The organism is Mesorhizobium sp. M0848 (genome assembly GCF_040319805.1).
Taxonomy (GTDB): domain Bacteria; phylum Pseudomonadota; class Alphaproteobacteria; order Rhizobiales; family Rhizobiaceae; genus Mesorhizobium.
Genome location: NZ_JAMYOM010000006.1, coordinates 263,989 through 277,632 on the forward strand (window position 1 = coordinate 263,989; position 13,644 = coordinate 277,632).

12 protein-coding genes are annotated in these 13,644 nt (G+C 64.7%); 6 read left to right on the top strand and 6 right to left on the bottom strand.

The features are described from left to right. Positions 1-35: 35 nt before the first annotated feature. The 4 genes from NKH95_RS09325 to NKH95_RS09340 form a co-directional block, all read right to left on the bottom strand. The gene (locus tag NKH95_RS09325; RefSeq protein ID WP_352553230.1) at positions 36-890 is read right to left on the bottom strand and encodes a MetQ/NlpA family lipoprotein; all 855 of its coding nucleotides are present in this window, start codon (positions 888-890) and stop codon (positions 36-38) included. Between the two features lie 251 nt (positions 891-1,141). Next, the gene (locus NKH95_RS09330; protein ID WP_352611509.1) at positions 1,142-2,629 is read right to left on the bottom strand and encodes an aldehyde dehydrogenase; all 1,488 of its coding nucleotides are present in this window, start codon (positions 2,627-2,629) and stop codon (positions 1,142-1,144) included. Beyond that, positions 2,626-3,819: a cytochrome P450 gene (locus NKH95_RS09335; protein ID WP_352611510.1), complete on the bottom strand. Its 1,194-nt coding sequence runs from the start codon at positions 3,817-3,819 to the stop codon at positions 2,626-2,628. The genes NKH95_RS09330 and NKH95_RS09335 overlap by 4 nt, the downstream gene beginning before the upstream one ends. 56 nt (positions 3,820-3,875) lie before the next feature. Next, positions 3,876-5,324: an APC family permease gene (locus NKH95_RS09340; protein WP_352611511.1), complete on the bottom strand. Its 1,449-nt coding sequence runs from the start codon at positions 5,322-5,324 to the stop codon at positions 3,876-3,878. Positions 5,325-5,497: 173 nt separating this feature from the next. Here NKH95_RS09340 and NKH95_RS09345 point away from each other — a divergent pair, with 173 nt between their 5' ends. From NKH95_RS09345 to NKH95_RS09370, 6 genes are read left to right on the top strand one after another with little or no spacing between them, the layout of a single operon-like run. Then, the gene (locus NKH95_RS09345) at positions 5,498-6,268 is read left to right on the top strand and encodes an IclR family transcriptional regulator (protein ID WP_352440634.1); all 771 of its coding nucleotides are present in this window, start codon (positions 5,498-5,500) and stop codon (positions 6,266-6,268) included. Next, the gene (locus NKH95_RS09350) at positions 6,268-7,548 is read left to right on the top strand and encodes a Tm-1-like ATP-binding domain-containing protein (RefSeq protein ID WP_352891386.1); all 1,281 of its coding nucleotides are present in this window, start codon (positions 6,268-6,270) and stop codon (positions 7,546-7,548) included. Before NKH95_RS09345 ends, NKH95_RS09350 begins: the two co-directional genes overlap by 1 nt. After that, positions 7,545-8,213 (top strand): HAD family hydrolase, encoded by a 669-nt coding sequence (locus tag NKH95_RS09355; RefSeq protein ID WP_128305120.1) that lies wholly within the window; start codon positions 7,545-7,547, stop codon positions 8,211-8,213. The genes NKH95_RS09350 and NKH95_RS09355 overlap by 4 nt, the downstream gene beginning before the upstream one ends. 20 nt (positions 8,214-8,233) lie before the next feature. After that, entirely contained in the window at positions 8,234-9,583 is a 1,350-nt protein-coding gene (locus tag NKH95_RS09360; RefSeq protein WP_352891388.1) for an aminotransferase class III-fold pyridoxal phosphate-dependent enzyme, read from the top strand. Between the two features lie 35 nt (positions 9,584-9,618). Further along, positions 9,619-10,911, top strand: a complete 1,293-nt coding sequence (locus NKH95_RS09365) for an aminotransferase class III-fold pyridoxal phosphate-dependent enzyme (protein WP_128305162.1) — start codon at positions 9,619-9,621, stop codon at positions 10,909-10,911. Continuing rightward, on the top strand, positions 10,908-11,930 hold the full coding sequence (locus tag NKH95_RS09370) for a phosphotransferase enzyme family protein (RefSeq protein WP_128305122.1): 1,023 nt from the start codon (positions 10,908-10,910) through the stop codon (positions 11,928-11,930). The genes NKH95_RS09365 and NKH95_RS09370 overlap by 4 nt, the downstream gene beginning before the upstream one ends. Before the next feature lie 27 nt (positions 11,931-11,957). Here NKH95_RS09370 and hpaH read toward each other — a convergent pair whose 3' ends face one another. Together hpaH and NKH95_RS09380 are read right to left on the bottom strand one after the other, a co-directional pair. After that, positions 11,958-12,764 carry a 2-oxo-hept-4-ene-1,7-dioate hydratase gene (gene hpaH / locus NKH95_RS09375; RefSeq protein WP_128305123.1) on the bottom strand — a complete coding sequence of 269 codons (807 nt, stop codon included), beginning with the start codon at positions 12,762-12,764 and terminating at the stop codon, positions 11,958-11,960. Beyond that, positions 12,761-13,636 (bottom strand): fumarylacetoacetate hydrolase family protein, encoded by an 876-nt coding sequence (locus tag NKH95_RS09380; RefSeq protein ID WP_352891389.1) that lies wholly within the window; start codon positions 13,634-13,636, stop codon positions 12,761-12,763. The genes hpaH and NKH95_RS09380 overlap by 4 nt, the downstream gene beginning before the upstream one ends. Between the last annotated feature and the right edge of the window lie 8 nt (positions 13,637-13,644).

Sequence of the window (13,644 nt, forward strand, 5' to 3'; positions counted from 1 at the left end):
TTGCTCTCGAACCGGGTTTCCGGTCGACGATCGGGTCAATAGGCGCTGAGGCCGGTGCCCTTGTAGACCTTGTCGAACTCGGCCTTCACCGCCTCGTTCTGATAGGAGGCGACCAGCGTCTTCACCCAGGCCTCGTTCTCGTTGCCGGCCTTCACCGCGATGAAATTGCGGTAGGGATTGTCGGCGATGGGCTCCTGCGCGATGCGGTTTTCCGGCGTCAGGCCGCTTTTCAGCGCCCAGTCGGTGTTGACCACGGCCGCGTCGAGATCCTCGACCGAGCGGCCGACGATGCCGGCGTCGAGTTCCTTGATCACCACCTTCTTCGCATTCTCGGCGATGTCGGCGGTGGTGGCCAGAATGCCGGTGCCGTCTTTCAGCTTGATCACGCCCTCGTTCTGCAGCACGCGCAGCGCCCGGCCTTCGTTGGATGGGTCGTTCGGCACGCCGACGACCGCGCCCTCGGGCAGGTCGGCGACTGCTTTGTACTTCTTCGAATAGAGGCCGATCGGCCAGACGCCGGTATAGCCGACACGCACGATGTGATAGCCTTGAGTCTTGATCTGGTTGTCGAGATAGGGCTGGTGCTGGAAGGCGTTGGCGTCGATTTCGCCGCGCTCCAGCGCCTCGTTGGGCTGGGTGTAGTCGTTGAACACCACGGTCTCGATGGCGAGGCCCTTTTCGGCCGCCTGGGCAACGACGACGCGCCAGACATCCTCGTCCTCGCCGCTGATGATGCCGACCTTGATCGCCTTCTTGTCCTCGGCGAACGATGCATGCGGTGCCATCAGGCTGCCGACCGCGACGGCCGATGCGAACAGCAGAGCCAGGCCGCTGCGCCGGTTGATGGTTGACCCTGAGGAAGATGGCAAAGTGTTTTTGAAGTCGGACATGATTGATCTCTGCAGTTGTGAAGTCATGCGGCCAAGCGGACTGCCTAGCCTTGATCACATCGTCAGGAATTCTATTGATTTAATCAAAGAACGCGTTTCGCCGTTCTCGCCAAAGCCAGGAATATTCTCTCAAAAATTCCAACGAAGAGAGAACAAGACGGCGCTCGGCCGACCGCCGCCGGATCTAAGGCGATCCTGGGCATCTCCGTGGGAAGGTCAGATTCGGAGGCAGGCCAGCGCCACGGTTGGTCTCAAAGCGCGATCCACGCGGTCTTGAGTTCCAGATATTTCTCCAGCGCGTGCAGCGACTTGTCGCGGCCGAAGCCCGACTGCTTGACGCCGCCGAGCGGCACGGTGATGTCGGCGCCGCCATAGGTGTTGACGTGGACGACGCCGGCATTGATGGCGCGCACCATGCGATGCGCGGTGGAGAGGTTGGCGGTCCACACCGCGGAGGCAAGCCCGTAGACGGTCGAATTGGCAAGCCGGACCGCCTCCTCCTCGGTTTCGAAGCGCATGACGCCGAGTACGGGCCCGAACACCTCCTCACGCGCAAGCTGCATGTCTTGCGTGACGTTCTCGAAGATCGTCGGCGCCATGTAGCTGCCGCCGGTCTCGGTCAGGATCCGTTCGCCGCCGGTGACGAGACGGGCACCTTCTTCCGTGGCCCTGGCGACGAAACCGAGGTTCTTGTCCAGCTGTTCGGCGCTCGACACCGCGCCGATGTCGCTGGAGAGATCGAGCGGGTCGCCGACTTTCAGCCGGGTCGTTGCCAAGAGAAGCTCGTCCATGAAACGGTCATAGACCGACGCCTGGACGAGCAGGCGCGAGCCGGCGACGCAGACCTGGCCGGAATTGCGAAAAATGCCGTTGGCCGAGACGCCCGCCGCCTGTTTTAGGTCGGGAGCATCGGCAAAGACGATGTTGGGCGACTTGCCGCCGAGTTCGAGGAAGACGCGTTTCAGGTTGGAGCGAGCGGAATATTCGAGCAGCCGCCGGCCGACCGGGCCGGAACCGGTGAAGGCGATGGCGTCGACATCCATATGCAGGCCGAGCGCCTCGCCGGTAACCGAACCACGGCCGGTGACGACATTGAGCACACCGGCGGGAAGTCCGGCCTCGCTTGCCAGTTCGGCCAGCCGCAGCAGCGTGAGCGAAGCGATTTCCGGGGGCTTGACCACCACGCAATTGCCGGCGGCAAGCGCCGGCGCAATCTTCCAGGCGCCGATCATCAGCGGAAAATTCCACGGCACGATGACGCCGACGACGCCGAGCGGCTCCTTGTGGATCAGTCCCAGAACATTGTCGGCCGTCGGCGCGATCTCGCCATAGACCTTGTCGATGGCCTCGGCGTAGTAGCGGATGGTGCCTGCCGCCGAGAGCGGTTCGGCCTTGTAGGCCATGCCGATCTCGGTGCCATTGTCGCGCACGCCGAGCACGGCGAGCTCGTCGGCATGCTTTTCGACCAGCTCGGCGAATTTCGTCAGCACCTTCTTGCGAAAGGCCGGCGCTGATCGCGACCACGAGCCCTTCTCGAACGCCTTGCGCGCCGACTTGACCGCGCGGTCGATGTCGGCGGCATTGCCATCGGCGATACTGGCAAACGGGCGGCCATCAACCGGCGACGTCACCGGCAGGGTTTCGCCGCTTGTAGCCTCGGTCTGTGCGCCATCGATGAACAGGCCCCGCGCGCCGATCTCCGTCTTGCGCAGCGTGTCGATGGCAACCTGACTGATCATGGATGACGGACTCCAAGGGACACATGCAATGTGGTGGGCGCGCGGAATTCCCAGCCGCGAAACACCGGTTCCCTGCCCTGCACAAGGCTGAGATCGGGGAAGCGTTGGAGCAACAGCCTTACCGCAAGGCACATCTGCTCGCGTGCGAAGAACCGGCCCGAGCAGAAATGATGGCCGAAGCCGAAAGCGGCATGGTTGCCTTCGTCGCGGTTGATGTCGAAGCGGTCGGGATCGGCAAAGCGGCTCTCGTCGCGGCTTGCCGAAGAGACGAGGGCGGCTACCGCGGCGCCGGCGGGGATCGTCACGCCGCCAAGCTCGACCGCCCGCGTCGTCTGCCGCGTCTGCGTGCCGATCGGCGCCACCCAGCGCAAACCTTCATCGACAGCCTTCGGCACAAAGGTCTCGGGATCGGCGAGCACCTGCCGCAATTGTTCGGGGTGGGCCAGCAGGCCGGCGACGATCGAGCCGGCGCCATGTCCGGGCTCCTGCATGCCGCCAAGCAGGATGACCTTGATGCTCGGCATCAGGAAGTCGATTGGCCGCGTCGTGCCCTCCGGCATGCCGTCATGCAGCATATGCGACAGCGCGGAATCATCCGGTGCGTGGACAAGCCTTTCCAGCGTCGGCAGGATGGCGTCGCCGACCTCGGCGCTGATCGCGTCGGCGATCTCCTGCCGCTTCGGGTCGTTCTCGAAATTGATGGCGCCCTGGGCAAGGCCATAGAACCAGCGGCGCAGCGTCGGCATGTCGATGTCGGCAAGGCCGAGCGAGCGCGCCAGGCTGAGCGTCGACACCGGCTCGAAATAGTCGGCCATCAGCTCGGCGGAACCCTGGTTGGCGATCCGATCGAGAAAAGGTTCGGCGATCGACCGCACGAGGTCGCTGGCATAGGCGGCGACTGTGCGCGGCCGGTATTTCGGGTCGACGCCTTGGCGCAGTTGCTTGTGCGTCTCGCCATCGGTGGTCAGGATGGTGGGCTTGCCGAAGGAGCGCTCGACCGGCGACGAGCCGACGACGGCGGAGAAGATGTCGGGCGACTTGGCGACGCTCTCGACATCCTTCCAGCGGGTGACGAACCACAGATTGACCGCCGGCACGAAAGCGACAGGCGCGCTGCGCCTGAGCTCTGCATAGATCGGGTAGGGATCGGCTTCCAATGCCTCGACGGTGATATTTTCGGCAAAGCTCAAATCCGCCACTCCCCTTGGTGTAAGGGGCGGCGTGGCACGCCGCCCCTTTGCTTTTCTCAATCTTTCAACGGCTGGCCGAGGGTTTCGAAGGCTATGGGATCGCGGCTCTTCAGCGCGCTGGCCAGCAGCAGGCCGACGATCGCGGCGATCAGCACCAGCCCCGGCAGGAACACACCGAGAAAACCGCCGGCCCCGGACAGGCTGCCGAAATTGATGACGATCAGGTAGATGATGATGACGAAGGCGATGAAGGTCAGCCCGGGCAGGATGGTGGTCTTCATCGCGTTCTCCTGCGTCGATGGATTGGCGCGGAAGAACATCACCACGGCAAGCGAGGCCACCGCCATCATGACGATGACGCCGAGCGTCGCGACATTGGTCAGCCACGAAAACAGCGCCAGCACCGGATCGAGGCCGAGCACGGCGAAGAGGCCGACGACGACCGCGGCGAGCACGCTCTGGATGATGGAAGCGACATGCGGGCTCTGGTGCACCGCATGCGTCACGCCGACCGTCTGCGGCAACAGTTTTTCGCGGCCCGAGACATAGATATAGCGCGCAACCGCATTGTGGAACGCCAGCACGCCGGCAAACAGGCTCGACACGAACAGGATGCTCATCGCCTGCGACAGCATCGTGCCGGCGTAACGATCCGACAGGCCGAACAGGAAGGTCGTCGGATCCTGCAGCCCTTGCAGCGTCGGCAGCAGCTTGTCGACACCGGCGCCGACCGCCATCAGCCATGCCGTGAGCATGTAGAAGACACCGATCAGCACGACCGAAAAATAGGTGGCGCGCGGAATGGTGACCTTTGGATCGCGGGCTTCCTCGGCATAGATCGTCGTCGCCTCGAAACCGATGAAGGCGGCAAAGCAGAACAGGATTGCGATGGCCGGCGAGCCGCTGACGATCTGGCTCCAGCTGAATGGCGCCGCCGACAGGCCGCTGTCGCCGCCGGTCTTGAGGATGGCGATGTCGAGGACCAGCACCACAAGATATTCGCACAGCACCAGCACCGTCAGGATCTTGGCGGAGAGGTCGACCTGCCGATAGCCGAGCACGGCGACCAGCGCGATGGCGATGAAGCTCCACACCCACCAGGGCAAATTGATGCCCCAGCCGGCGAACAGGCCTGATGTCGCGGCACCGAGCAGGCCCATGACCCCGATCTGCATGGCATTGTAGGACAGGATGGCGATCAGCGCCGTGGCGCCGCCGGCCATGCTGCCGAGGCCGCGCGCGGCATAGGCATAGAAGGCGCCGGCATTGCCGACATGGCGTGACATGGCGACATAGCCAACCGCGAACAAAAGCAGCAGCACCGTCACGATCAGATAGGTGCCGGCAAAGCCGGCGCCATTGCCCATCAGCATGCCGAGCGGCGTGCCGCCGGCGACGGCCGTGAGCGGGGCGGCCGCCGAAATCACCATGAAGGTGATGGCGCCGACGCCAAGACTGTTCTTGCGCAGCCTGTTGGCCGGCGCCTGTTCTGCAACTGCCGTCATTGATCCCTCCTGTTTGCAAACCCTCAGGCTCGCCGGCCGAATGGCCTGTCCCATGCACTCTGGTGGTCGGTTCATTATTCGAACCGTTATTTTGAATATAGACTTGCAAACAATGCCGATGCCTGTCAAGTTAATTCACACGTTAAATGATTGTCCCGAACCGGGAGGCAAATTTGAGTACGGTCGGAAAAGCGATCTCGCTTCTGGAGCTGTTCAGCGTCGACGAGCCCGAGCTCGGCCTGTCCGATCTGGCGCGCCGCTCGGGCTTCGACAAGGCGACGACAAGGCGGCTGCTGGTTGCGCTGGCCGGCCATGGTTTTGTCGAGCAGGATATCGGCACGCGGCACTATCGCCTCGGCGCCGGCCTGTCGCGGCTGGCGCGCATCCGCGAAGCGCGCTTTCCCTTCCTGCAGACGGCTGTTCCGCTGGTGCGGGACCTGGCAGCATCGACGGCCGAGACCGTGCATTTGTCGGAATTCGGCGTCGACAGCCTGGTCACCGTCCATGTCGAGCATCCGGCATGGGCGAACCGGGTCAACATCGACATCGGTCAGTTGCTGCCCCTGCATTCGACCGCGTCAGGCATCGCCTATCTGGCCTTCGCCCGCGACGAGACCGTCAAGGCATGCCTGACGGGTTCGCTCGACGCTTTCACGGCCCATACGCTGATCGAGCCGGCCGCAATCTCAAGATCCATGAGCGAGGCGCGCGAGCGCGGCTATTCGATCTGCGACCAGGGCTATGAGGAAGGTGTGATCAGCGTCGCGGCGGCAATCCGCGGGGCGGATGGCTTTGCGCTCGGCACCATCGCGGTGGCGGCGCCAAAGGCCAGAACGACGGCAGCCGCGATCGCCGAACGGGGACTTGCCGTGAGGGAGGCGGCACGGGAGATTTCCATGCGCCTCAACGGCGAAAACCTGCAAATCTTGAGGAGGCAGGCCTGATGCCCTCGGAGACAGCGCCCCGCATCCTGGTCATCGGCACCGGCGACACAAAGGCCGAAGAGCTGCTGTTCATGAAACAGTGCATCGAGGCGTCGGGCGGCAGCGCCGTGATGATGGATGTCAGCGTGCTGGGCGACCCGCCCTACAGCCCGGACCACGACAAGCACGCCGTGGCCCGGGCTGTAGATGTGACGATCGCCGAGATCGTTTCGAGCGGTGATGAGAACACCGCCATGACGCTGATGGCCGGCGGCGCCGTGCAGCTGGTGCGCAAGCTCCATCAAAGTGGCGAGATCGACGCGTTCATTGCCATAGGCGGCTCCATGGGAACCGATCTGGCGCTCGACGTGGCGCTTTGCCTGCCGCTCGGCGTGCCGAAATTCGTCGTCTCGACCATCGCCTATTCGCATCTCATCCCGCCCGAGCGCGTCGCCCCCGACCTGATGATGATCCTCTGGGCGGGCGGACTGTACGGCCTCAACAACATCTGCAGGCTGGTCCTGTCGCAGGCCTGCGGTGCGGTCGTCGGCGCGGCTAAAATCGTACTGGCGTCTCGCGCGTCGGCGCAGGCACCGGGGCCGACCATCGGCATGACCTCGCTCGGCAGCAGCTGCCTGCGCTACATGAAGACGCTGAAGCCGGCCCTGGAACGGCGCGGCTATGACGTTGCGGTCTTCCACACCACCGGAATGGGCGGCCGCGCCTTCGAATCGATCGCCGGCCAAGATCATTTCTGCGCGGTCTTCGACTTCAGCCTGCAGGAAATCACCAATCATCTCGCGGGATCCGTCGTCAGTTCCGGCGCCGACCGGCTGGAGAATGCCGGCGCTCGCGGCATTCCGCAGATCGCCGCACCCGGGGCGGTCGACATGGTCGATCTGCCGACCTGGCAGGATTTGCCGGCTAAATTCTCGACGCGGCCGTTTCATGCCCACAACAGGCTGATCGCTTCGGTCACCGTCGATGCCGACGATCGCCGCCAGGTCGCCAGGACCATCGCCGCCAAGCTCGGTGCCGCGAAAGGCCGCTCCGCCTTCATCCTGCCAACCGGAGGCATCCAGGAATGGGACGTGCAGGGTGAGCCGCTCTATGAACCCGAGGCTCTCGCGGCCTTCGCCGATGAAATGCGTCGGGCTATTCCCGCCGGGGTCGAGTTCCACGAGATCGACGCTCACATCAACAGCGACGACTTCGTCGGCAAGGCGCTCGAGATCTTCGACCGCTGGGTCGAGGAAGGCATCGTCCCGCGCGGCAAGCCGGCCAAGGGAGTGGCAGCGTGAGTGCTGTTCCCGCCCAGGCGCTTGTCCTTGATTTCGGCGGCGTCGTCACCCGCACACTGTTCGAGACCCACGCCTTGACCGAACAGGCGCTCGGCCTCACGCCGGGGACGCTGCAATGGCGCGGGCCGTTCGATCCGCACGGCGATCCGCTGTGGCGCGCCATGCAAGCCGACGAGATCAGCGAGCGCGACTATTGGCGCACCCGCACAAGCGAGGTTGGCCGTCTCGTCGGCGAGGACTGGCAGGCGATGGAAACCTTCGTCCGGCGCGCGCGTGGCGCGGAGCCGGAAAAGGTGGTGCGGCCCGAAGCCGACAGCGCCATCCGCACGGTGCATGCGGCCGGATTTCGGCTGGCAATCCTGTCCAATGAACTCGACCTGTTCTACGGCGCCGATTTCCGCCGGCGGCTGCCGCTGCTCGGCCTGTTCGACACGATCGTCGACGCCACTTACACCGGCATACTCAAGCCCGATCCGCGCGCCTATGCCTTGGTCACCGAAGCGCTCGGCCTGCCGGCCGGTGCTTGCGTCTTCGTCGACGACCAGCAGCGCAATGTCGATGGCGGCTGTGCTGCCGGCATGCGCACGCTTCATTTCGACGTTGCTCACCCGGCCCAATCCTATGCCGAAGCACTCGGCCATTTCGACCTCGTTTCAGCTGCCTGAGATTTTTGCGGAGCCCTTTCATGCGCGACATCAATTTCCTCACCGAGACCAACGCCAAGCCGATCTGGCACCCAATGGCGCATCCGGCCGAGATGCGGGCCAACCCGCCAAAGGTGATCATGAAGGGCGAGGGCGTGATGGTCACCGACATCGCCGGCAACACCGTGCTCGATGCCGTCGGCGGCCTGTGGAACGTCAATCTCGGCTACAGCTGCGACCCGATCAAGAAGGCGATCGCCGACCAGCTTGGCGCGCTGCCCTATTATTCCGGCTTTCGCGGCACTTCGACCGGACCGTCGATCGAACTCGCCTACGAACTCTGCGAATGGTTCGAGCCAGAAGGCATGGTGCGGACCTTCTTCACCTCGGGCGGTTCGGACTCGGTCGAAACAGCGCTGCGACTGGCCCGGCAATACTGGAAGATCCGCGGCCAGGCCGACCGGACAAAATTCCTCGCCCTGAAGAAGGGCTATCACGGCACGCATTTCGGCGGCGCCTCGGTCAACGGCAACGCCAATTTCCGCCGCAACTACGAGCCGCTGCTGCCCGGCGTCTTCCACATTCCCGCGCCCTGGACCTTCCGTAACCCGTTCGACGAGACCGATCCCGCGCGGCTGGCAAAACTGTGCGCCAAGGCGCTGGAGGACGAAATCGCCTTCCAGGGCGGCGACACCATCGCCGCTTTCATCATGGAGCCGGTTCTCGGCGCCGGCGGCGTCATCGTTCCGCATGAGAGCTTCATGCCGCTGGTGCGCGAAATCTGCGACCGCCACGAGATCCTGCTGATCGCCGACGAGGTGGTGACGGGCTTCGGCCGCACCGGCGCATGGTCGGGCTCGCGTCTGTCCGGCGTGAAGCCGGATTTCATGACCATCGCCAAGGCGATCACGTCAGGTTATTTCCCGCTCGGCGCGACCTTGATCGGCGCCAAGGTGGCCGAAATCTTCGAGGCCGACAAAACCAGCTTCGGCGCCATCGGCCACGGCTATACCTATTCCGGCCACCCGGTCGGCTGCGCGGCGGGTCTGGCGGCGCTTGCCGAGACCAAACGGCTGCGCCTGAACGAGAACGCGGCGGCACGGGGCGTCGAACTCGCGGCCGCGCTGGAGGGGCTGAAGGCGAAACACTCGATCGTCGGCGATGTCAGATACAAGGGCCTGATGGCGGCGCTGGAACTGGTCTCGGACCGTGCCACCAAGAAGCCTGCCGACAAGAAGACCATGGCCCTGGTTTCGGAGGCGGCCTATGAGGCCGGTGTCATGCTGCGCGTCTCCGGCAACGCCATCATCCTGTCGCCGCCGCTCATCATCACCGCCGCCGACGTGACGAAAATCGGCGAAGCATTGGATGCAGGCCTGTCGAAGGTCTGACGGTTTAGTGGATGGAACGGAGTTTCGAGATGCAAATGGCTCAATCGCAGGAAGCTCTGGTTAGCCGGCGTTCCCGCCTGCTCGGGGGGAAATCGCAATTGTTCTATGATGAGCCCGTGCACCTGGTGCGCGGCGAGGGCGTCTGGCTCTACGATGCCGACGGCCGCAAATACCTCGACGCCTACAACAATGTCGCGCATGTCGGCCACTGCCACCCGCATGTGGTCGAGGCCCTTTGCCGGCAGGCAAGCCTGCTCAACACCCACACACGCTATCTGCACACCGCCATCCTCGACTATGTCGAGCGGCTGACCGCGACCTTCGATGCCAGCCTGTCGACCGCCATCCTGACCTGCACCGGCAGCGAGGCCAACGACATCGCGCTGCGCATGGCGCAGGCCGCGACCGGCCGCATGGGCATCATCGCCACCGACGCCACCTACCATGGCAACACCACGGCGGTTTCGCAGCTCAGCACCCGCATGCCGCCGGTCGGAGGCCGCGCCCGCAACGTCAGGCTGGTGCCGGCGCCCGACAGCTATCGCCATCCGGATGCGATGGCCAACGGCAAAGCCTTTGGCGACGCGGTGCGCGAAGCCATCGCGTCGCTGGAAGAGAACGGCATCGGCCTGTCCGGCATCATCCTCTGCCCGCTGCTCGCCAATGAAGGCTTTCCGACGCTACCCAGCGGCTTCTTCGACGGTGCCATGCGCGCGGTGCGCGACGCCGGAGGACTGGTCATCGCCGACGAGGTGCAGCCCGGTTTCGGCCGAACCGGCAGCCATTTCTGGGGCCACCAGCGCGCCGGCTTCGTTCCCGACATCGTCACCATGGGCAAGCCGATGGGCAACGGCCATCCGGTCGCCGCCGTGGTCACCACCAAGGACACATTGGCGACCTTCCGCAACGCTTTCCGTTACTTCAACACCTTTGGCGGCAATCCGGTTTCCTGCGCGGTGGCCAATGCCGTCCTCGACGTCATCGAGCAGGACGATCTCGTCGCCAACTCACGCGATGTCGGCGCCTATGCGCTCGGTCTGCTGCGCCCGCTGGCCGAGCGCCATGAATGCATCGGCGAGGTCAGGGGCGCCGGCCTGTTCTTCGGCGCCGAACTGGTTCACGACCGCGAGACGCGCGAGCCGGCGCCCGACATTGCCGAGCAGGCCGCCAACCGCATGCGCCATCGCGGCGTGCTGATGGGCAAGACTGGTATCCACGGCAATGTGCTGAAGATCCGCCCGCCAATGCCGTTTTCACGCGACAATGCCGACGTCCTGATCGGGCTGCTTGACGAAGTGCTTGGTGAAGTCGGCGGAGTGAAGGCGTGAGCGCTGTTTCCGCGCAGTCCGAGCCCGAGACGGCAGCCGATGTCACGGCGCTTGCCAGGCGCGCGCTCACCCATTGGGGCATTGATGAGGGTGAGCCGGAACTGCTGAAATTCCGCGAGAACGCGGTGTTTCGCGTCATCTTGCCAACAGGCCAGCCGGCCGCCATGCGCATTCATCGGCTTGGCTATCACACGGACGCCGCCCTGCGCTCGGAACTGCAATGGATGGGCTTTCTGCAATCGGCCGGCATCGCCACACCCTCGCCGGTCGCCACGCCGGCCGGCGATCTGTTCGTGCTTGTCAGCGCCAACGCCTCAGTGCAACCCCGTCAAGTCGATTGCTTGAGCTGGCTGGAAGGCCGCGCCGTCGGCGCGCGAGGCGTGCCGCTGGATTTTACGCCCGAGCAGGCAAGACAGGTCTTTACCGCGATGGGCCGAACCATCGCCCACATGCACAATGTCACGTCTGCCTGGACGCCGCCCGCCGGCTTTGCCCGCCATGCCTGGGATTTCGACGGCTTCTTCGGTGCGAACCCGATTTGGGGCCGTTTCGAGACCTCGCCCTTCCTCGACGGCCCTCGTCGCGAGCTGGTTTTCCAGGCGCGGGGAAAGGCCGTGAAGGCGCTGTCGGAGCATGAACGCAGCGCCCGCAATTTCGGCATCATCCACGCCGACCTGGTGCGCGAGAATGTGCTCGTCCATGACGGCGCGATCCGCATCATCGACTTCGACGATTGCGGCCATGGCTGGCACATGTACGACCTTGCCGTCGCGCTGTACCAGAACCGCGAGGAGGCGATCTATCCGCTGATCGAGGCCGCTCTGCTCGACGGCTATCGGCAGGAGCGGGAGCTGACGGCGCGCGACATCGCCGCGCTGCCGCTGTTTTCGGCCTTGCGCGCCTTCGCCTTTCTTGGCTGGGTGCAGAGCCGCGTCGAAGGCGACATCACCAGGGATGTCGGCATGCGCATGTCGGCCATCGCGGCCGATGTGGTGATTGCCTATCTGCGTGGGGATTAGGGCCGATCGATAAGAACCAGCGGGTCATCAGCCCTTCGCGAAATGGATGCTGACCGTGCCCGAACTGCCGAAATCGGCAACGATCATGTCGCCGGGCCGCGCCTCGACCGGGCGCACGAACGATCCCGAGAGCACCACCTCACCTGCCGCGATCGACATGCCGTAGCGGGCGAGCCTGTCCGCCAGCCAGGCGATGCCCATCGCCGGATGGTTGAGCACGCCGGCACCGAGCCCGGTTTCCTCGACCTCGGCGTTGCGCGAGACGATGGCGCCGATCCAGCGCATGTCGGCCTCATCAGGACGTTGCGGCCGGCCGCCGATGACAATGCCGGCATTGGCGGCATTGTCGGAAATCGTGTCGAAGAAGGTGCGTGCCTTCTTCGTCTCGGCATTGACGCGCTCGATGCGCGTGTCGAGGATTTCCAGCGCCGGGGTGATGTAGTCGGTGGCGTGGAGCACGTCGGAGATGGTCACGCCGGGGCCTTTCAGCGGCGCCTTCATGACGAAGGCGATCTCGGCCTCGACGCGCGGCTGGATGAAGCGGCCGGCCGGCACCGTCGCGCCGTCATGGAAGAACATGTCGTCGAACAGCACGCCCGAATCCGGCGTGTCGATGGCAAGCGCGTACTGCATTGCCTTCGATGTCAGCCCGATCTTCCAGCCCTTCGGCTTCAGCCCGGCATCGATCTTGCGCGTCACCAGCGCCGCTTGCACGCGGTAGGCGTCCTCCATCGTCGCATCGGGAAAATCGAGGCTGAGCAGACGGATCTGGCGGCGCGACCGCTCGGCCTCGAACAGCCGTGCCGCGGCGTCTTCCACTTGCTCCGGGGTCATTGCGCTGCCTCGTCGACGACACCGTTTCTGAGCACGCCGATGCCATCGGCCTCCACCTCGATCACATCGCCGGGCTTCAGCCAGATCGGCGGATCGAAGCGGGCGCCGGCACCCGTCGGCGTGCCGGTGACGATGATATCGCCCGGCACCAGTGTGGTGAAGGTCGAGACATAGGCGATAATCTTGCGAAACGAGAAGATCATCCGGCTGGTGCGGTCCTGCTGGCGCAGCTCGCCATTGACGCGGGTGGTCAGCGCGATGTCGGCGATCTGCGCCTCGTCGGTGAACGGTACCAGCCACGGGCCGATCGAGCCGCTGCGGTCGAAATTCTTGCCTTGCGTGACGTTGAACTTGGCGTGCCGCACCCAGTCGCGGATGGTGCCCTCGTTGCACAGCGACAGCGCCGCGATGTGGCCGAGCGCATCGGCCTCCGCGATGCGGCGCCCGCCCTTGCCGATGACGATGACGATTTCGCCCTCATAGTCGAGTTGCGGTGATTCCGGCGGCCGCACCAGCGGCGCGCCATGGCCGACGAAGGAGCGGGGAAAGCGGATGAACAGCGACGGATTCGCGGGCGCCGCCTGGCCGTCCTTGTACTCCTCGTTGCGGTCGGGATAGTTGACGCCAACGCAGATGATCTTTTCCGGCGATAGGATCGGGATTTCATAGGCGATGGCGTCGAGCGGGAAGTCCGGGGCGAAGGCCTCGGCCTCTTCCGCCAGCCGCCGCAAGGCGCCGGCCTCGATCACTTCGCGCAGCGTCGGCCACTGTCTGTGGCGCGCCGACAGGTCGATGACGCCCTTGCTCGTGATCGCGCCATAGCGCGCCTTGCCGCCGACGGTGAAGGTGGCGAGCCGCCCATGTCCAGTCATCCGGGTCT

What these genes read in the sequence shown, in the direction of transcription:
- hpaH (WP_128305123.1), bottom strand. Translation starts at nt 12,764, where the DNA reads ATGACCCCGGAGCAAGTGGAAGACGCCGCGGCACGGCTGTTCGAGGCC.
- NKH95_RS09360 (WP_352891388.1), top strand. Translation starts at nt 8,234, where the DNA reads ATGCGCGACATCAATTTCCTCACCGAGACCAACGCCAAGCCGATCTGG.
- NKH95_RS09330 (WP_352611509.1), bottom strand. Translation starts at nt 2,629, where the DNA reads ATGATCAGTCAGGTTGCCATCGACACGCTGCGCAAGACGGAGATCGGC.
- NKH95_RS09350 (WP_352891386.1), top strand. Translation starts at nt 6,268, where the DNA reads ATGCCCTCGGAGACAGCGCCCCGCATCCTGGTCATCGGCACCGGCGAC.
- NKH95_RS09380 (WP_352891389.1), bottom strand. Translation starts at nt 13,636, where the DNA reads ATGACTGGACATGGGCGGCTCGCCACCTTCACCGTCGGCGGCAAGGCG.
- NKH95_RS09325 (WP_352553230.1), bottom strand. Translation starts at nt 890, where the DNA reads ATGTCCGACTTCAAAAACACTTTGCCATCTTCCTCAGGGTCAACCATC.
- NKH95_RS09365 (WP_128305162.1), top strand. Translation starts at nt 9,619, where the DNA reads ATGGCTCAATCGCAGGAAGCTCTGGTTAGCCGGCGTTCCCGCCTGCTC.
- NKH95_RS09340 (WP_352611511.1), bottom strand. Translation starts at nt 5,324, where the DNA reads ATGACGGCAGTTGCAGAACAGGCGCCGGCCAACAGGCTGCGCAAGAAC.